Raw genomic sequence first — 18,584 nt, 5'->3', positions numbered from 1 at the left:
CCGTGGCAGGAGAGGGAAATTACTTAACCCCAGATCAGGTTACTTGCTTAAATAAAGCATAGCCTCAAGTACCCCGCCGCCTATAGCACGGGCTTTATCTGATACGGTACGGAAGTCCGCTTTTTCACCCCGTGGGTCGATATCAGCGATCTTAAACCCTTCAGTTACGGTCAGCCCGGAGTTGAGCAAGCCGCGTAACATACCGTCAAGGCTGGCAATCACAGGCTTATCGCCGACATGGGCAATAACGTCACCTTCTTTAACAATATCTCCCAGTTTGTATGGGCTGGTAAATGTTCCTTCTGCCGGAGCGCGGATAACCCGCTGGTGGGTATAGCCGGCAATATTACCGGGAACGCCGGTATTTTCCATGGCGGTGCCCTGATAAATAATGCTGCCCAGATAATGGCCGCGATTGGTTTCAATCACTGCGTGACAATCTTCTCCGGCGGTAAAGCCGGGGCCAAGGGCGATGGTCACCGGAGCCATATCCTTTTTGGTGCCGAGATTGCGTTTAGCCAGAATGGCGTCAACCACAAAGGCCGGTTTAAGGGTTTTGATGGACTGACATTCACTATCGACAATAACGGCTATTTTTCCGTCTGCCATCAGTTTTTCAGCCATTCTGGCATCATCAGCGCGAGTGGCTGTGATACCTTCAATGGTGACCGAACCGTCATACAGGCACTGGCCGAATGAGACAGAGCAACGAATCATAGTAGGTTGCTCAATATCGCACATCACCACACGATAGCCGGCATTAAATAAGCGGCTGGCAACGCCCGTAGCAATATCACCGGCACCGCGAATCATCACCAGATCCTTTGCTGTACCTGCATTAGAAAGGGTAAGTTGTTTACCAGCTCTGTTATGTTTTACCTGCAGCAGTTCAGCAATAACACTGACGGCTATCTCTTCCGGGTTTTCAGCGCCGATATCCATGCCGATAGGGGAGTAAATGGCCTGAATACGCTCTTCGCTGACTCCTTCCTGCTCCAGATAACGGAATAACTTAACTACTTTTTTCTTGCTGGCCATCAGGCCGGTATAACGGGTTTCAAGGCGGGCAACGGCAGCAATAGCACTTTGATCTTCATGGTTAGTGGCGATGACCACAAAGCTGTTGGTAGTGATATTGACCTGATTGATACCATCTTCGATAGTGTTACCTAATACCTTTTTCACTTCAGGTGAGAAGTATTCCTCAGCAAGACTATCAGGGTGAGAATCGATAACGGTGACGTCAAAACCGACTTGTAAAGCCAGTTTGGCAACGGCGCGGTTAACGTGGCCGGCACCAACCAGAATCAGTTCAGAACTGATGCCAAATACATCGATAAATACTGTCATCTGACCGCCACAGTCCATATCCATGGCGTGAGCCCCGGTGCGGGTCATGCTGCCTGTGATAACCCGCTTTTTCTTTTCTCTGATAGCTTGCTGACTCTGCTCAATAACATGCCGTTCAATCATGCCACCGCCAATGGTTCCGGCAATACTGCCGTCTGACAGTACGATCATCTGCCCTGAGTGACGGGGCGTTGAACCTCTGGTATCGACGATACTGGCAAGAGCGAAAGGGGTGTTTTGCTGTTGAAGTTCAGCGGCGTAAGCAAATATGTTCATTCAGTTGACCTCATTGGACAGGCGACGGCGATACAGGTTTATCCCGTTTTGGCTGACGCTTGCCTTATTCTCTAACAATACGTTTTATCAGCGTTTGTTCAGGCTGCATGCTGGTCAGCCACACCTCATCGGGTTGTTCTGTATGTTGCAGTAACTCTGATGCCATTGAGCAGAAAGCATCGGGGTCTGCTATCTTGTCCATTTTGTTGAGCTGCACTATTTTCTTTGCACCGCGCGGGGCCGATTTAAACATGCCCATTGGGTGATCAATCAGTTTGCTTAGCTCTGATATACCGGTTGTTTGTCCATCACACATATCTGTAATGGTTGCAAATTCATCCCAGCGGTGAACCTGCTTGCGGTTTACTGGCTGGTTGAACATCTCAGCCCCTGCAACTGCAATAACCGTGTCAGAAAGCTCTGATAAACAAGGTTCATGCTCTGCAGGCGCTTTCAGCGCCAACCCTTTTGCTCCGTCGGATTCTATTAAGATGACGTCAAAAGGTGAGTGCCGCTTTAAATGTCGGATTTCTGTTAATGAAATACCGGTAACCTTATTTTTTGCTTTTATTGATTGCCCACTTTTTATAATACCTGAGAAATAAAAAGTGATACTTGAGTCAGATATATCTTTAAAGCTATTAATATATTTTGATAAGTTAGATGAAGATCTTGTTTTTTTATCCTTAGAGATAAAATAATCTATATCACTGTTATCAGGGTAATACATTTTTGTACTGGTGGTTAAACAAACTTTTAATCCACATTGCCTGAAATAAGATGCAAGCCAGAATGCAGTGGATGTTTTACCACCTCCGCCAACGAATGAGATAACAAAACAATCAGAAGTTTGTTTTAAATCAAGGAAGCTAAGTTTATCAATATTAGATGTCATATATAGTCCTGTTTCTCAGTTCGTTATAATAAAAACAGTAAGGAAAAAATGTGATCAGTATTATAGAACCGGTTGATTGTATTATTAATGCTGCTGGCCTCTCATCCCGTATGGGCGAGTGGAAAATGATGATGCCTTATAAAAATGCAACCATTCTTGATACAAGCATAAATAATGCCTTGGGCTTTTGCCGCAGAGTGATACTGGTAGTGGGGCACAGAGGAGAAGAACTGGAGCAGAAGTACGCTCAACACCCGGACATTCTGTTGGTAAAAAACGAGCAGTATCGTCAGGGTCTGATGGGGTCGGTTAAGTTGGGTATACAAGAGGTAAAAAGTAACTATTTCTTTATAACTCATGGGGATATGCCATTTATTTCTCCTGAGACATATCAGAAGATGTGGCAGAAAAAATCAGACTCTGTTCTCTTTCCCGGTACGCCGGCAGAGGCCGGTCATCCGGTACTTATCCCCGCAAAATATAAAACGAATTTAATAGAAGATAGCCGTCACTCCTCAATGAAAAAACTATTGATGACCTTTCCGGTTAACTATTTATCTCTCGATGATAAACGAATACATCTGGATATAGATACGCAACAAGATTATAAAAACTGGTGTTGCTAATTTCTGCGACTATCAAAATGATAATTTCATATCAAAATGATTCATTTTCGAGAGTTTAAAAAATAAACCTCTAACTGAGAATGGTTTTCATTTTTAGCTTCTATCATGATGATAGCTTTTTTATTTTGATAGTAGTTATCTGATAAATTACTTTAGTTTTTCTATTTTTCTATCGATATAAAGATTAATAATTAAGTGATTCAATTAACGAAAACAGGTTGAAATAAGACTTGGTTCTCATAAATTGATTAACAAATCTCCTTGATTTAGAAAAAATATAAATCTGGCTTGTTAGTTGCTGAATAAACACCAGTAATTGACGAAATGTGACCTTTGTCAATTTTAAATTGAATTATAGAACACTTATTCGTAAGTCGTTTCTATCGGCATAAATTAAGAAGACAGAGCCTCAGGGAGATATATTATGGGAGACATCATGCGTCCCGTTCCTTTCAATGAACTGCTATCAAGAGTTTTTAGTGAGTTCAGGCAGAACAAATCTATATTTGGTATACCGGTAAAGCAGTTTTATAAAAAAGAAGATTCGCAAGGATTGTCAGTATGGGGTGAGCACAGTGAAACCCCTGTCGGTCCGGCAGCAGGCCCGCATACGCAGCTGGCGCAGAATATCATCACCTCCTGGCTGGTTGGTGGCCGCTTTATGGAGCTGAAAACCGTACAGAAGCTCGACCAGCTGGAAATCGCCAAGCCATGTATCGATGCAGAAGACGAATGCTTTAACACTGAGTGGTCGACCGAGTTTACCCTGATAAAAGCTTACGATGAGTATTTGAAAGCCTGGATGGCGCTTCATCTGATGGAGGCTGTGTTTAAGCCGGAAAGCGAAGAGAAATCCTTTATCTTTAATATGAGTGTCGGTTATGACCTTGCCGGTATTCAGACGGAACCGATGCAGAAATACATCGACGACATGATGGACTCAAGCCAGCATCCTGACTTTGAACGCTACCGCGCAGAGCTTAAAGAGTTTATCTACTCTGATGCCTTCCGTGATGAGCTGAAAATCGCTGGTGGCCCGGATCGCTTTGAGAAGGTGATTGATTCTATTTCACCTGTTATCGCCCGCGGCGTTACCCTGTCTACCATGCACGGTTGTCCTCCGCACGAAATTGAAGCCATCTGTCAGTACATGATCGAGACGAAGGGCATCAATACTTATGTGAAGCTGAACCCGACTCTGCTGGGTTATAAGCGTGTTCGTGGCATCCTTGATCAGTCAGGCTTTGATTACGTCAAACTGAGTGAAGAGTCCTTCAGTCATGATCTTCAGATTGAAGACGCAAAAGCCATGCTGCATCGTCTGGTTGATCTGGGCAAAGTGAAAAACATTGGTTTCGGCGTTAAGCTGACCAACACCCTTGGCACTCTTAACACTAAAGGTCGTCTGCCGGATAAAGAGATGTATATGTCTGGTCGTGCACTATTCCCGCTCTCCATTAATGTGGCTCTTGAACTTTCCAGAGAGTTTAATGGTGAGCTTCCTATCTCTTATTCGGGTGGCGCAAGCCAGTACAACATCCGTGAAATTTTTGAAACGGGTATCCGTCCTATCACTATGGCAACGGATCTGCTTAAGCCGGGTGGCTATCTGCGTCTGACTGCTTGTGTTAACGAGCTGGATAAGAGTGACCAGTGGAAGATGGATAAGATTGATCTGGTTAAGCTGGAAGCGCTGGCTGAGAAATCACTTTATGCTGAGTATACCCAGAAAGATTGGCGTGGCCCTGAAGAGATTAAGATCGACCGTTCAGTACCGCTAACCGACTGCTATGTAGCACCTTGTGTCACAGCATGTCCTATTAATCAGGATATTCCCGAGTATCTGAGACTACTAGGTCAGGGCAAACATACTGAAGCACTGGAAGTGATCTACTCCCGTAACGCGCTGCCTGCCATTACCGGCCATATCTGTGACCATCAGTGCCAGTATAACTGTACCCGTCGTGACTACGATGGTGCACTGAATATCCGCCAGATGAAGAAGGTTGCCCTTGAGAAAGGCTGGCAGGGGTATCAGGAGAAATGGCATAAACCTGAGCTGGACAGCAGCAAACCAACAGTAGCAGTAATCGGTGCCGGTCCGGCGGGTTTGTCTGCTGGTTACTTCCTTGCCAGAGAAGGTTACGCGGTCACTATATTCGAGAAAGAGAAGAATGCAGGTGGTGTGGTTAAGAACATCATTCCTCAGTTCCGTATCCCTGCCGAAGTTATCGAGCACGATATCAAGTTCGTTGAAGACCACGGCGTGATGTTTGAATACAGCTCAACACCGACCGTTGAAACACTGAAATCGAGCGGCTTTAAGTACATCTGTGTCGGTGTTGGTGCGGACAAAGGTAATCCGTTCCGCGTAGAAGGTGATAACGACAATGTTTATAAGTCACTGGACTTCCTTAAGCGTTTTAATGACGGTGAAGCCCTGAAACTTGGCAAGCAGGTTGTCGTAGTGGGTGCAGGTAATACCGCAATGGATAGTGCCCGTGCTGCGCTGAAAGTAGAGGGTGTTGAGAAGGTGACTGTGATGTACCGCAGAACCGTCGCTGAGATGCCAGCCTACAAAGAAGAGTACGATGAAGCGGTTCAGGATGGTGTGGAATTCTTGTTCCTGACTAACCCTGAGAAGTTTGACAGCAATGGCCAGATCACAGCACGTCTGATGAAGCTGGGTGATCCTGATGAGAAAGGCCGCCGTCGTCCTGTGGCAACTGATAAAACCGTTGAGGTTCATGCCGATGCCATTATCAGTGCGGTAGGTGAACAGTCTAACTGTGAAACCCTGACCAAGATTGGCGTGCCTATGGGCGAAGATGGCTGGCCGGCAGTAGACAGCGAAAGCTGCGAAACCACCGTTGAGAACGTGTTCCTGATTGGCGATGCTCAGACAGGTCCTTCTTCTATCGTTTCTGCTATCAACGGCGGCCGCAAAGCCTCTGCAACCATTCTGGTTAAAGAAGCCCAGCAGATGCAGATGCCGGATGTCAGCATGCGTGTTGATGTGAAAGATGTTTACGCCCGTAAGGGTGAGCTGCATACCAGCCAGATCGATATTCATAATAAAGAGAACTTTGATGCTGATGCGTTTGTTTCTCAGGAAGCGAGCCGCTGTCTGGAATGTTCATACGTCTGTAGCAAGTGTGTGGATGTCTGTCCTAACCGTGCCAACGTGGCTGTGCCGATGGCCGGGTTTAAAGACAGCAACCAGATTGTTCACCTGGATGCCTTCTGTAACGAGTGTGGTAACTGTGCTCAGTTCTGCCCTTGGGACAGCAAGCCTTACAAGAACAAGTTTACTCTGTTCAGCCTGAAAGAGGACTTTGAAAACAGCACCAATCCGGGCTTCTACGTTGAAGATGAGATGGTCACCGTAAGAACCAATGAAGGGGTTCAGCATTGTCACCTGCGTCTGGACGGTACGGTTGTGATGAACGAATCACAAGCGAAAGAGCAGACACTGATTAACCATATTCTTGCCGAGCATAAGTATCTGCTTGGTGAAGTTAGCTTGTAAGGGATTCCGGAAATGTTGATTTTAAAGAACGCAACAGCAGTACAATTTGAACCATCCATGCTTCGTCATGATGTGGATATCGCCATTCAGGGTGATCTTATCCATGAAGTAGGCAGTAATCTGGTGGCCAAGTATCCCGATGCGCAAGTAAAGGATATGAAAGGCAAGCTGGTTACCCCGGGAGTGGTTTGTTCTCATAACCACTTCTACTCCGGACTATCGCGCGGCATTATGGCGTCGATACCGCCAAGCCCGGATTTTGTCTCTATCCTGAAAAACCTCTGGTGGCGGGTAGACCGCGCACTGGATGAGGAAGCGCTCTATTACAGCGGCCTTATCTGCTCGCTGGAAGCGATTAAGAGCGGTTGTTCATCTGTGATTGACCACCACGCTTCACCAAACTATATCAAAGGTTCGCTAAACACTCTGCGCAGCAGCTTCTTAGAAGCCGGCCTGCGCGGCATGACCTGCTTTGAAACCACGGACAGAAACAGTGGTGTGAAAGAGATGCAGGCGGGAGTGGAAGAGAACATCGCCTTTGCCATGGATATTGACCGCGACAAAAAAGAGGGCAACAAGCCCTACCTTGTTGAGGCGCATATCGGTGCTCACGCGCCGTTTACTGTGACTGATGAAGGTCTGGCTATGCTGTCTGAGGCCGTGAAAGTGACCGGCCGTGGCCTGCACATTCATGTGGCAGAAGACCGCTATGATGTGACCCACAGCCATCATCACTACGGGCAGGATATTGTCGAGAGACTGGACAGCTTTGGCCTGATCAACGAGAAGACATTGCTGGCTCACGGCCTGTTCCTGTCGGATAAGGATATCGAAATCCTTAATGCCCGTGACGGCTTCCTGGTGCACAACGCCCGGTCAAATATGAATAACAACGTTGGCTATAACCACAAACTGGCGGACTATAAAAATGTCGCGCTGGGTACCGATGGCATAGGTGCGGATATGCTGGAAGAGCTTAAGTTCTCCTTCTTCAAGCACCGCGATGCCGGAGGTGCAATGTGGCCGGATAGCTTCCTGCGCTTCCTGTGGAACGGTAACACCCTTCTGGAGCGTAACTTCGGCGCCAAGTTTGGTTGTCTGGAAGCGGGCTACAAAGCTGACTTAACCATTTATGACTACACCAGCCCGACACCGCTTCAGGCAGAAAACTTTGCCGGTCATGTTGCCTTTGGTCTTAATGCCGGCAACGTAGACAGCGTGGTGGTTGAAGGACGTTTTGTTTATGAGGACAGAGCATTCCCGTTTGATATTCAACCTATCTACGAGAAAGCGCAGGGTGTGGCAAAACGTGTATGGCAGGAAGTAGACAAAATTAAATAGGAAGCGCGATATGGATACGGTAAATCCCCGCTTTAAATGGGATGAAGCAACAGGAAAAGCGAAGTTTATTGCTGATCGTAGTTACCAGGGATTATTGGAGGGGATATTTTACCGATCCACATCTCCTCGCGGGCAGATACTCTCGGCATCTCTCCCCGAGTTGCCGGAGGGGTATTACATCTTCGGAGCAGACGATGTTCCGGGGCGAAATGTACTGCCGATAGTAGAGGAAGACTGGCCGGTATTTGCAGATAAAGAGGTGTACTTTATCGGCCAGATTATCTATCTGCTGGTGGGGCCGGACAAGCAAGTCCTGCACGAGCTGGCCAAACAGATAGAGATAACCTATCAGGAAATCGATCCGGTGCTGACGGTGGAACAATCCCGTCAGTTACTGGGCGGTTCTATCAGGGGTGACGATAACCTGCTCGACCACAATATCATTCGCAAAGGTGATATAGATAAAGGGTTTGAGAAGGCCGTTACCATTATTGAAGATACCTGCACCACCAGTTATCAGGAGCATAACTATCTGGAAACTCAGGGTATGGTGGTTTACCCGCAGGACGGAAAAATTGTTGCGGAAGGGTCGATGCAGTGTCCCTTCTATGTGCATCACGGCATGAACGTAGCCCTTGGCCATGAAGATGTCCGGGCGGTGCAAAGTACTACCGGCGGCGGCTTTGGTGGTAAAGAAGAGTATCCCGAAATTCTCGCCGCACCAATGGCAGTAGCGGTGGAAAAACTGCAACAGCCCGTCAGGGTTATCTTTGACCGCGTTGAAGATATCGCCGTCACTTCTAAACGCCATCCGGCCGAATTTAAATACCGCACCGGTGTAGACGCTGACGGCAACATAGTTGCTATGGATGTCAGTATTGAACTGAACGGCGGTGCTTTCCTGAGTCTGTCGGGCATCGTGCTGCAAAGGATGCTCACGACCTGTACCAATGTTTATGACATTCCCAATGTCCGTGCCAGTGCCAATGCATGGGCAACTAACACCCCGCCAAACGGGGCATTCCGTGGCTTTGGTTCCCCACAGAACTGCTTTGCCATCGAAACCCATATGACCCACATCGCCAAACAACTTGGTGAAGATCCGGTCAGCTTTAAGCGCCGCCATCTGCTGAATGACGACTCCACCACCATGACGGGGGCGCCTATCTTCGGCACTCTGGTGCTGGACAGTATGTTAGATCGCATTCTTGAACTGTCAGAGTACAGCCAGAAAACCGATATCAACTTCTATCAGAAACAGGTTCATAAGCTGGAGAGCGGAGACTACGGCGATAAGCGTCGCGGTATCGGCCTGTCACTGTTCCAGCACGGCTGCGGTTTTGCCGGCGATCTGGAAGACACCTTAGTTAAAGCCAAAGTAAAGCTGGTGAAAGATGAGCAGGATGAGGTTTATATTCTGGCGTCTAATACGGATATTGGTCAGGGCATCAGCCTGACGTTCCGTAAGATTGTGGCGAAAGAGCTGGGGCTGAACCTTAGTCAGGTGCACTACGTGATTCCTGATACGGATGTAGTGCCGGATTCAGGCCCGACTGTGGCTTCCCGCTCTATTATGATTGTCGGATTTATTCTGGAAAATGCCGCCCGCAAACTAAGAGAGAGGTGGTGTGATGGCGTCGCTGACACCATCGAAGAGGCTTATAAGAAGCCCGATTACCACAAGTGGGATCAGGAAAAGTTCACCGGCAACGCCTATCAGGCCACCAGTTACGGCATTAACGTGGTTGAAGTGGATGTCGATATGGTCACCTGCGAGACTACCATTATCGGTGCATGGGCGGTTTATGATATTGGCCGTGCTATTGACCCGGATGTGTTTAAAGGTCAGATCGACGGCGGTTTTGTTCAGGCACTTGGCTATGGCAGTTGTGAAAAACTGGAGCTGAATGAGAAAGGCGAGTTCTCGCAAAAAACCATGGCGGACTACGTTATTCCGACCTCACTGGATGTGCCTGTTATTGTCAGTGAATTGATAGATAACCCTTATAAGTACGGCCCTCAGGGGGCAAAAGGCGGTGGTGAGCTTACCCATAACGGCGCAGCGGCAGCCTTTGCCTGTGCCGTAGAAGACGCCATCGGACAGCCTGTCAGCAGCCTGCCTGTCTCACCTGAAAGTATCTTTGAAACCTTATATTGTTCCGGGGAACAGCTATGAAGATTGAATTTAGCCTGAATAACAGAGCCGTTACCGTAGACGTTGATCCTATGCAGTCTCTGCTGCAGACCCTGAGAAACCAACTTGAGCAGACGGCTGCCAAGGAAGGGTGCTCTGAAGGGGAGTGTGGTTCATGTTCTGTAATCTGCAACAATGTACTGGTTAATGCCTGCATGATGCCGACAATGCAGGCACAAGGGGCGGAGATAATGACGCTGGAAGGTATCCGCGAATCTGATCGGGGTATCTGTCTGATGGATGCCATGGTGGAGGCTCACGCCATTCAGTGTGGTTTCTGTACTCCCGGAGTGGTGATGGCTCTCTATGCACTGCTCTCTTCTAATGCTTACCCGACGGAAAATGATATCCGCTCAGCGATATCCGGTAATTTGTGTCGTTGCACCGGTTATACCGCCATCATTGAAGCGGCTCAGATAGCGATGAGAAAAGGGGAGGGGCTATGGTAAATATACACAGAAGTTCCGATCTTGAATCGGCGCTGAAAATATTACAGCAAGGTGAGATGACGGTTATTGCCGGCGGAACCGATGTGATGGTTCACTATAATTCAGAGCATGGCGTTCCGGACAATAAATATAGCAACGTTGTATCTATTGATAATATAGATTCATTAAAAGAAATTGATATTATCGATATTAACCTGTCAGAAAATAATAATAGTGAAAATCATTTGCAAATAGGTGCGATGGTGACTCTGAGTCAATTAGAGAAGCATCCATATGTCCCTAAAATTTTGCAGCAAATCATTCCTAAAATGGCGGCACCGGCGATTCGTAACCGGGCAACCATTGGCGGAAATATCTGTAATGCGTCACCGGCTGCCGATACCCTTCCGGCGCTCTATCTGCTGGATGCCAAAGTGGTGCTTTCGTCTTTTAACCGGGAAAGAGTTGTCCCTATTGAAGACTTTATTCTGGCTCCGGGGAAAACCGTATTGCAGGGCAATGAGCTGCTAACCAGCATATTGATCCCTCAATATGATACGCCGCTGCACTTCTATCATAAGGTAGGAACAAGAACCGCTAACGCATTGACAAAGCTGTCCGTTTCCGGCGTAGCTAAGATAGAGAAAAGCTGTACCAACGAGTGGATTCTCAAGGACTGGCGGCTGGCGTTTGGCGCTGTTGCACCGACGGTTGTCCGTGACAGAACGCTGGAAAACCTGATTGTCGGTCAGCCTCTGGACAGGTTGACTCACCCGGATGTGACTGAGCACCTTATCTCATCTTATGGTCAGAAAATCTGCCCGATAGATGATCAACGATCGACAGCTGATTACAGGCGTAATATCGCTATCAAGTTGATGACGCGCTGGATAAGGCAGTTGGCCATGACCAGTAGGGTAAAGGGGTAAAAGTACCCTATATACGGAGTCACTTTGGCAGATATCGAGCACAAACTCGCATAAACACGTCCATGTGGCTCCGTCGTGCCATTCCTGGCGCGGAGGGCTTGTTTATCGATATCGCTTAATGACAAAACCTGTAGCAAAACTAACCAGACAAACGCCGTGAAGGATTAAGCAACCACAATTATCAAAGTGATAAAAGCGTACAGTATTGATAGTGATAAACTGAAATTCAGCTGCCGGTTTATCACTTTTTTTATAACTGATTTTGATAGTTTTAATAATTTGCCCCTGACCTATGTCACGTATTTTAAGAATATTTGAAGCTGTTCACGGATATAAACTGAACATTAATTTCGTATATATATTGGCTTAGATATTGCCTTATTAAGGGACAAACTAATTCGGTTATTTACTTGTAGTAAGAATTTGCTAACTGAGTGATAAAAAATAGAAGGTATTATCATGATAGAAGTGTACTTGAGACCTGAAAGTGTCAGTCAAGCACTAGAGATGGCTAGTGAACATTCCGGTAAGGCAGTCTGGTTTGCCGGTGGATCCAAAATTAATGCAGCACAGATTAAGTCTGATAAAACCGTGGCAATTTCTCTTGTCGGGCTGGGTCTGAACAGCCTTGAGTTCAATGCCTCTTCCCTGAGAATCGGTGCCATGTGTACCATTCAGAGCCTGATTGATCACAGTGATGTTCCGGGCGCACTTAAACAAGCAGCCGGTTTTATCTATTCCCGTCATATCAGAAATCAGGCCACTCTGGGGGGAGAAATTGCAGCCCGTCAGGAAGAGTCTCTTATTCTGTCGACACTGATTGCTATGAACGCAACGGTTGAGCTGGCTGACGGACAAGAACTGACTGTTGAACAGTACCGCCATGCGGCACAGCCGAAACTTATCACTCATATTAACTTGCCTGATGCCGGTCTTATCTGCGCTAACCGCAATATCACCCGTTCAGCCGCAGGTCTTTCTGTTCTGACTGCGGCCGTTTCACTGAGTAAGACCGGTGAGAAACGAGTTGTTCTGGACGGACTTTCTGCACTGGATGATCTGACGACGAATCCGCTCAGAGCCCTTGATATTGAGCAGAGCCAGCTTGACGGAGAAGCGTTGGAAAAAGCGGTTTCTGAGTGGGTAGAGCCTTGTGAAGATATCCGCGGAAGCGTGGCCTACAAGCGTTATATCGCGGGTGTGGTTGTTGCAGATTTAATGGCTGAATGTCAGCAGTTGGCAGGGGAATAAAGTCGCTATGAAAATTAATTTTACGCTAAACGGAAAAAGTAAGACTATCGATTGTGCTGCCGGTAAAAATGTACAGAAAGTACTGTTTGAATCAGGCCTGCATTCAGTAAGAAACAGTGATGACGGCTTTGGCTTTGCCGGCTCGGATGTGGTTCTGTTTAATGGCACTCTGATTAACGCTTCGCTGTTAATTGCTGCTCAGTTGGAAGGCGCTGAAGTGAAAACGGCGGAGTCTCTGGGAAGCTGGAACGAGCTTAGCCTGGTTCAGCAGGCGATGATCGATGTCGGTGTGGTGCAGTCCGGTTATAACGATCCGGCTCTGGCTCTGATCTTAACTGAGCTGTTAGAGCGCATTCCAAACCCTGCTCGTCATGAAATCGATGATGCACTGTCTGGCTTGTTCAGCCGTGATGCCGGCTATCAGCAGTTCTACGAAGTGGTAGAACTGGCTTCTAACCGCCTGAATGACAGCAAGTTTGATAAACAGTACGCCCCGGAATTTCGTGATGATCTTGTGGTGGTCGGTAAGAACAGCCCTAAGTCTGATGCCGCGAAAATGGTTCAGGCCAAGCCTTGCTATGTAGAAGACAGAATTGCCGCTGATGCCTGTGTACTTAAAATGTTGCGCAGCCCACATGCTCACGCATGGATTGAATCCCTTGATGTCAGTGAAGCTGAAAAGCTGGAAGGTGTGGTCTCGGTTATCACTTATAAAAACTGCCCTGATATTCCGTATACACCGGGCGGACAGAGTGCACCGGAGCCTTCTCCACTTGACCGCCGTATGTTTGGTCAGAAACTGCGCCATGTGGGTGACCGTGTTGCAGCGGTTGTGGCAGAGTCAGAAGAGATTGCAGCAGAAGCACTGAAACTGATTAAAGTGGATTACCGCGTCCTTAAGCCGGTGATCTCTATTGATGATGCCATGGCGGAAGGCGCGCCAATCATTCATAACGAACCTATTGAATATGGCGTTGGTGCTCCGGATGATCTGGAAGAGCAGAACCGTAACGCTGACCCTAAAGAGGGTAAGCTGATTGTTAACTTCCCAATTGGCTGCTTCCCGCGTAAGAACATTGCTGCCAGTGTCCGTGGTCATATTGGTGATCTGGCTAAGGGCTTTGAAGAAGCCGATGTGATTATCGAGCGTACCTATGAGTCGAAACAGGTTCAGCAACTGCCGGTAGAAACTCATATCTGCTACAGCTATATGGACGGCGACCGGGTCATTCTGCACGATTCAACTCAGGTGCCATGGCACGTTCGCCGTCAGGTAGCGCGTATCCTTGGCGTTAAGCAGAATAAGGTTCATGTCATCAAAGAGCGTGTCGGCGGCGGCTTCGGTTCCAAGCAGGATATCCTGCTGGAAGATGTCTGCGCATGGGCAACCTATACCACAGGCCGTGCGGTTTACTTCCACCATACCCGTGAAGAAGAGTTTATCTGTAACTCCAGCCGCCACGTAGCCAAAGTAACGGTAAAACTGGGTGCGACCAAAGATGGCAAGCTGACGGCGATTGATATGGAGTTCCGCGCCAACACTGGCCCTTACGGTAACCACGCATTGACGGTTCCTTGTAACGGCCCTGCGTTATCACTGCCACTTTATCCTTGTGACAACGTGGACTTCAGGGTAACCACTTATTACTCCAATATCTGTCCTACCGGTGCTTATCAGGGTTATGGTGCACCGAAAGGTAACTATGCACTGACCATGGCCATGGCAGAGCTGGCGGAAGAGCTGGGCTTAGATCATCTGGATATGGTTGAGAAAAACCGTGTGGTTGAAGGGCAGGATCTTAAGATTCTGGCGGCCATCGGTGAAGGCAAAATGCCGACGTCACCACCAAAAGTACACAGCTGTGCACTGGAACCCATCCTTAAGCAGGGTCGTGAACTGATTGAGTGGGACTCTCCGAAAGAAGCTAAGGGTGACTGGAAGACCGGCCGCGGTGTTGCCATTATCCAGCAAAAATCTGGTATCCCTGATATCGATCAGGCTAACTGCCGCCTGAAAATGGCATCGGACGGTACCTTTATTGTTCACTCCGGTGGTGCTGATATCGGTACCGGTCTGGATACGGTTGTCGCCAAGCTGACGGCAGAAGTGCTTTGCTGCCCGCTGGACGATGTTACGGTTATCTCCGGTGATACCGACCACGCTCCGTTCGATAAAGGCGCTTACGCTTCATCAGGTACCTGCTTCTCAGGTAATGCTGCCAAGAAAGCGGCGGAAGCCATGCGTGAAGAGATCCTCAGCTACGCTGCAGAACTGCTTGGTGAAGAGCAGGACAAACTAGAGCTGCTGGCGCCGGGTATTGTCAAAGGTGAGTCTGGTGAAGTCACTTTCGCGACTATCGCCCAGAAAGCAGAGAGTGGTACAGGCCGCGGTCAGCTACTGACCAAAGGCTGCTTTACCACGCCTGAGTTTGCTTTCCCGTATGGTGCTAACTTTGCCGAGGTAGCCGTTAACACCCGTACCGGTGAGATCAAGCTGAACAAGTTCTATGCACTGCTGGACTGCGGTACGCCTGTGAACCCGAATCTGGCTCTGGGTCAAATCTACGGCGCCAGTATGCGTGCCATTGGTCACTCCATGTATGAAGAGCTGATCTACGACGAGAAGGGCATACCTCAGACCCGTGATCTTAAGTACTACGGTGCACCTAAGATTGGTGATATTCCTCTGGACTTTAAAGCGATTCTGGTTCCGAGTGATGATCCTGTCGGGCCATACGGAGCTAAGTCTATTTCAGAGATCGGTGTAAACGGTGCCGCTCCGGCGATTGCCAATGCAATCCATGATGCCTGTGGCGTCTGGCTGCGCGAATGGCACTTCACGCCAGAGAAGGTGCTGAAAGGGCTTAATAAGCTGTAAGTTCGTTACTTAAACCGAAACCAATAACACAGGGCATTCATTAGGCGGTTGTACCAGTACAACCGCTGACGGGGGAGAGTGTCCGCAAAAAAGGATGTTTGGTATGAAACTCTTGTTCAATGTGGAAGATAAGCCTTCATTAGGCGTCTCTCTTCTTCTTGCCCTGCAACATATGCTGGCTGCAATGGGGGCGATTATTGCGGTGCCTTTAGTGGTCGGCAGCGCCATCGGGCTTTCCAGCAGTGAAATGGTGGTTCTGGTTAACGCCGCTCTTATGGTTTCAGGCATTGTGACCATTGTTCAGTGTAAAGGTGTCGGAGAGGTGGGTATCCGCCTTCCTGTGGTCATGGGAACCAGCTTTACCTTTGTGGCCATTGCGATTTCCGTGGGGCTGGATGCCGGTGTTTCAGGCATCTTTGGTGCTGCTCTGGCTGGTTCGTTGGTGATGATTGTCGGCAGTCGCTTTATGCCCCAGATCCGTAAGCTGTTTCCGCCAGTGGTGTCCGGTACCGTCGTTATGCTTATCGGTCTGACCATTTTGCCCGTTTCGGTAGACTGGTTTGCCGGCGCTTATGTTGGTCAGGAAGAGTACGGACAGCTGAGTAACTTGCTGCTTGGTCTGCTGGTGCTCGCAGTGGTGGTGGTTTTATCGCAGTGGGGTAAAGGTCTTTTGTCCGCTGCCGCAATCGTTATCGGTATGTTTGTCGGCTATATCGTCAGTGTGATGCTGGGAATCGTTGACTTTCAGCCTATGTACGATGCGGAGCTGTTCGCCCTGCCGGAGCTGCTGCCATTCGGCATTACTTTTACCCTGAGTGGGGTAATAGGAATGTCCATTGCCTATCTGGTCACCATTATGGAGTCAACGGGGGATTTTCTGGCATTGAGTGACGCCACTCATACCAAGTTGACAGGTAAGAAGCTTTCCAGAGGCATCTTATGTGATGGTCTGGGTAGTGCCTTTGCATCACTGTTCGGTTCTACGCCATTTTCTTCTTTCAGCCAGAACGTCGGTATCGTCTCCATTACCGGTGTTGCAAGCCGTCATGTGGTCGCACTTACCGGTGCCCTGATGGTATTGGCTGGTCTGTTTCCTAAGCTGGGTGGCTTGGTAGTGACCATTCCTAATCCGGTACTGGGCGGAGCTGGTCTGGTGATGTTTGCCATGATCATTTCTGCCGGAATTAACATCCTTTCCAGAATTAATTTTACTAAACGCAATATGCTGATAATCGCGGTAGGGGTTGCCAGTGGGCTTGCGGTAACCGTTCGGCCAGATGTCCTTAACCATCTGCCGGATTCATTGAAAGTTATTTTAGGCTCAGGAATTACAACGGGTTCGTTAGTGGCGCTTTCACTTAATCTGCTGTTGAAAGTAGATATCGAAGATGAACTGGAAAGCGCTAACGAGAAACGAGAAATCCTTGAAGCCCATATTAAAGAATGTGAAGAGAGCCGCAGAGCTGCTCAGAGCCGGGAAACAGAGGCCGTGAGCTAGTCTGCGTTATTCAAAGAATTAGAAATTAACCGATATGCTAAAGAGGCAATCATGACGGAATGCAGTTCAATTAAAGTTATTCGGGCATCATTTTTAGATATAGCCAAGGTAGTAGAAGATCAGAACGAAATTGAAGAGAACGTTCGTTATATTGAAGATGGATTAATGCTGATCGAGGGAGGCCATATAAAGTGGCTCGGCGAGTGGAGTGAAGGAAAACATATGATTCCTGATTCCGTGCGTGTTCGCAGCTATCCGGGCAAACTTGTTGTCCCCGGCTTTGTCGATACCCACATTCACTACCCTCAGGCAGAGATGGTCGGTGCCTATGGCGAACAGCTACTTGAATGGCTGAACAACTATACCTTCCCTACCGAGTCGCGCTACAAAGATAAAAACTACTCGAAAGAGATGTCTAGCTTCTTTATCAAGCAGCTATTGCGTAACGGTACAACGTCCGCTTTAGTGTTTGGTACGGTTCACCCTCAGTCCGTTGACGCCCTGTTTGAAGAGGCAGAGAAGATCAACATGCGCATGATCGCCGGTAAGGTGATGATGGACAGGCATGCACCGGATTACCTGCTGGATACCGCAGAAACCAGCTATCAGGAGAGTAAAGAGCTGATAGAAAAGTGGCATAAAAAAGGACGCCTGCTGTATGCCATTACCCCGAGATTTGCCCCGACTTCAACGCCGGAACAGCTTGATGCTGCCAAGCGTCTGAAGCAGGAGTACCCGGATACCTATATTCATACCCACCTTTCTGAAAACCTGAATGAAAAAGCCTGGGTAGAAGAGCTGTTCCCAGAGCAGGATGGTTATCTGGATGTATATCACCACCACGGTTTAACCGGCTGTAAGAGTGTTTTCGCCCACTGTATCCATCTGGAAGACAAAGAGTGGGATCGCATTAAGGAAACCGACTCTGCTATCTCATTCTGCCCGACGTCTAACCTCTATCTGGGCAGCGGATTATTTAAGCTACAGGAAGCGTGGCGCAGAAATATTAAAGTCGGGCTTGGCACTGATATTGGTGCCGGTACGACGTTTAATATGCTTCAGACACTTAATGAAGCGTACAAGGTTATGCAGTTACAACAACACTGTCTGTCGGCTTTTCAGGCATTTTATCTGGCAACACTGGGTGGCGCTAAGTCGCTCTCCCTTGAAGATAAAATTGGTAACTTCGACATCGGAAAAGAAGCAGATTTTGTTGTGTTAGATCCCTGTTCGACTCCACTGCAACAACTCAGGTTTGATAATTCTAAACGTCTTATTGATGAGTTATTCGTAATAATGACTCTTGGTGATGACCGCAGTATTTACCGTACCTATGTGGACGGACAGCTAGTATATGCCCGGGGCTAGAACATACGCCCTTTAACACGT

The 18,584-nt window shown here is 48.0% G+C and carries 12 protein-coding genes; 10 read left to right on the top strand and 2 right to left on the bottom strand.

The features are described from left to right. Window positions 1–39 precede the first annotated feature (39 nt). Window positions 40–1,626 carry a selenium-dependent molybdenum cofactor biosynthesis protein YqeB gene (gene yqeB / locus PK654_RS21465; RefSeq protein ID WP_271699469.1) on the bottom strand — a complete coding sequence of 529 codons (1,587 nt, stop codon included), beginning with the start codon at window positions 1,624–1,626 and terminating at the stop codon, window positions 40–42. 64 nt (window positions 1,627–1,690) lie between these two features. Beyond that, window positions 1,691–2,521 carry a selenium cofactor biosynthesis protein YqeC gene (gene yqeC, locus PK654_RS21460; protein ID WP_271699468.1) on the bottom strand — a complete coding sequence of 277 codons (831 nt, stop codon included), beginning with the start codon at window positions 2,519–2,521 and terminating at the stop codon, window positions 1,691–1,693. 50 nt (window positions 2,522–2,571) lie between these two features. Here yqeC and mocA point away from each other — a divergent pair, with 50 nt between their 5' ends. The 10 genes from mocA (at window position 2,572) to guaD (ending at window position 18,563) form a co-directional block, all read left to right on the top strand. Then, the gene (gene mocA, locus PK654_RS21455; RefSeq protein ID WP_271699467.1) at window positions 2,572–3,147 is read left to right on the top strand and encodes a molybdenum cofactor cytidylyltransferase; all 576 of its coding nucleotides are present in this window, start codon (window positions 2,572–2,574) and stop codon (window positions 3,145–3,147) included. A gap of 424 nt (window positions 3,148–3,571) precedes the next feature. After that, window positions 3,572–6,676, top strand: a complete 3,105-nt coding sequence (ygfK, locus tag PK654_RS21450; RefSeq protein ID WP_271699465.1) for a putative selenate reductase subunit YgfK — start codon at window positions 3,572–3,574, stop codon at window positions 6,674–6,676. Between the two features lie 12 nt (window positions 6,677–6,688). After that, the gene (ssnA, locus tag PK654_RS21445) at window positions 6,689–8,017 is read left to right on the top strand and encodes a putative aminohydrolase SsnA (RefSeq protein WP_271699463.1); all 1,329 of its coding nucleotides are present in this window, start codon (window positions 6,689–6,691) and stop codon (window positions 8,015–8,017) included. 10 nt (window positions 8,018–8,027) lie between these two features. Further along, window positions 8,028–10,193, top strand: a complete 2,166-nt coding sequence (locus tag PK654_RS21440) for a xanthine dehydrogenase family protein molybdopterin-binding subunit (protein WP_271699462.1) — start codon at window positions 8,028–8,030, stop codon at window positions 10,191–10,193. Further along, on the top strand, window positions 10,190–10,660 hold the full coding sequence (locus tag PK654_RS21435) for a (2Fe-2S)-binding protein (protein ID WP_271699461.1): 471 nt from the start codon (window positions 10,190–10,192) through the stop codon (window positions 10,658–10,660). The genes PK654_RS21440 and PK654_RS21435 overlap by 4 nt, the downstream gene beginning before the upstream one ends. Beyond that, entirely contained in the window at window positions 10,654–11,568 is a 915-nt protein-coding gene (locus tag PK654_RS21430) for an FAD binding domain-containing protein (RefSeq protein ID WP_271699459.1), read from the top strand. Before PK654_RS21435 ends, PK654_RS21430 begins: the two co-directional genes overlap by 7 nt. A 459-nt stretch (window positions 11,569–12,027) precedes the next feature. Then, window positions 12,028–12,819, top strand: coding sequence for a molybdopterin-dependent oxidoreductase FAD-binding subunit (gene ygfM / locus PK654_RS21425; protein WP_271699457.1), 792 nt, complete (start codon window positions 12,028–12,030; stop codon window positions 12,817–12,819). Window positions 12,820–12,826: 7 nt separating this feature from the next. After that, complete coding sequence (locus tag PK654_RS21420; RefSeq protein ID WP_271699456.1) at window positions 12,827–15,697, top strand: molybdopterin-dependent oxidoreductase Mo/Fe-S-binding subunit; 2,871 nt, start codon at window positions 12,827–12,829, stop codon at window positions 15,695–15,697. Between the two features lie 103 nt (window positions 15,698–15,800). Then, window positions 15,801–17,195, top strand: coding sequence for a nucleobase:cation symporter-2 family protein (locus tag PK654_RS21415; RefSeq protein WP_271699454.1), 1,395 nt, complete (start codon window positions 15,801–15,803; stop codon window positions 17,193–17,195). 51 nt (window positions 17,196–17,246) lie between these two features. Further along, entirely contained in the window at window positions 17,247–18,563 is a 1,317-nt protein-coding gene (gene guaD / locus PK654_RS21410; RefSeq protein WP_271699453.1) for a guanine deaminase, read from the top strand. Window positions 18,564–18,584 lie beyond the last annotated feature (21 nt).

It is taken from the genome of Vibrio sp. SCSIO 43137 (genome assembly GCF_028201475.1).
Classification (GTDB): Bacteria; Pseudomonadota; Gammaproteobacteria; order Enterobacterales; family Vibrionaceae; genus Vibrio.
The sequence above is the reverse complement of the archived record's forward strand: the minus strand, read 5'-3'. Positions and strand labels throughout refer to the sequence as shown.

Bases quoted from the DNA above. Each gene is read 5' to 3' on its own strand.
- yqeB (WP_271699469.1), bottom strand. From the start codon at position 1,626: ATGAACATATTTGCTTACGCCGCTGAACTTCAACAGCAAAACACCCCT.
- yqeC (WP_271699468.1), bottom strand. From the start codon at position 2,521: ATGACATCTAATATTGATAAACTTAGCTTCCTTGATTTAAAACAAACT.
- ygfK (WP_271699465.1), top strand. From the start codon at position 3,572: ATGGGAGACATCATGCGTCCCGTTCCTTTCAATGAACTGCTATCAAGA.
- ssnA (WP_271699463.1), top strand. From the start codon at position 6,689: ATGTTGATTTTAAAGAACGCAACAGCAGTACAATTTGAACCATCCATG.
- PK654_RS21440 (WP_271699462.1), top strand. From the start codon at position 8,028: ATGGATACGGTAAATCCCCGCTTTAAATGGGATGAAGCAACAGGAAAA.
- PK654_RS21435 (WP_271699461.1), top strand. From the start codon at position 10,190: ATGAAGATTGAATTTAGCCTGAATAACAGAGCCGTTACCGTAGACGTT.
- PK654_RS21430 (WP_271699459.1), top strand. From the start codon at position 10,654: ATGGTAAATATACACAGAAGTTCCGATCTTGAATCGGCGCTGAAAATA.
- ygfM (WP_271699457.1), top strand. From the start codon at position 12,028: ATGATAGAAGTGTACTTGAGACCTGAAAGTGTCAGTCAAGCACTAGAG.
- PK654_RS21420 (WP_271699456.1), top strand. From the start codon at position 12,827: ATGAAAATTAATTTTACGCTAAACGGAAAAAGTAAGACTATCGATTGT.
- PK654_RS21415 (WP_271699454.1), top strand. From the start codon at position 15,801: ATGAAACTCTTGTTCAATGTGGAAGATAAGCCTTCATTAGGCGTCTCT.
- guaD (WP_271699453.1), top strand. From the start codon at position 17,247: ATGACGGAATGCAGTTCAATTAAAGTTATTCGGGCATCATTTTTAGAT.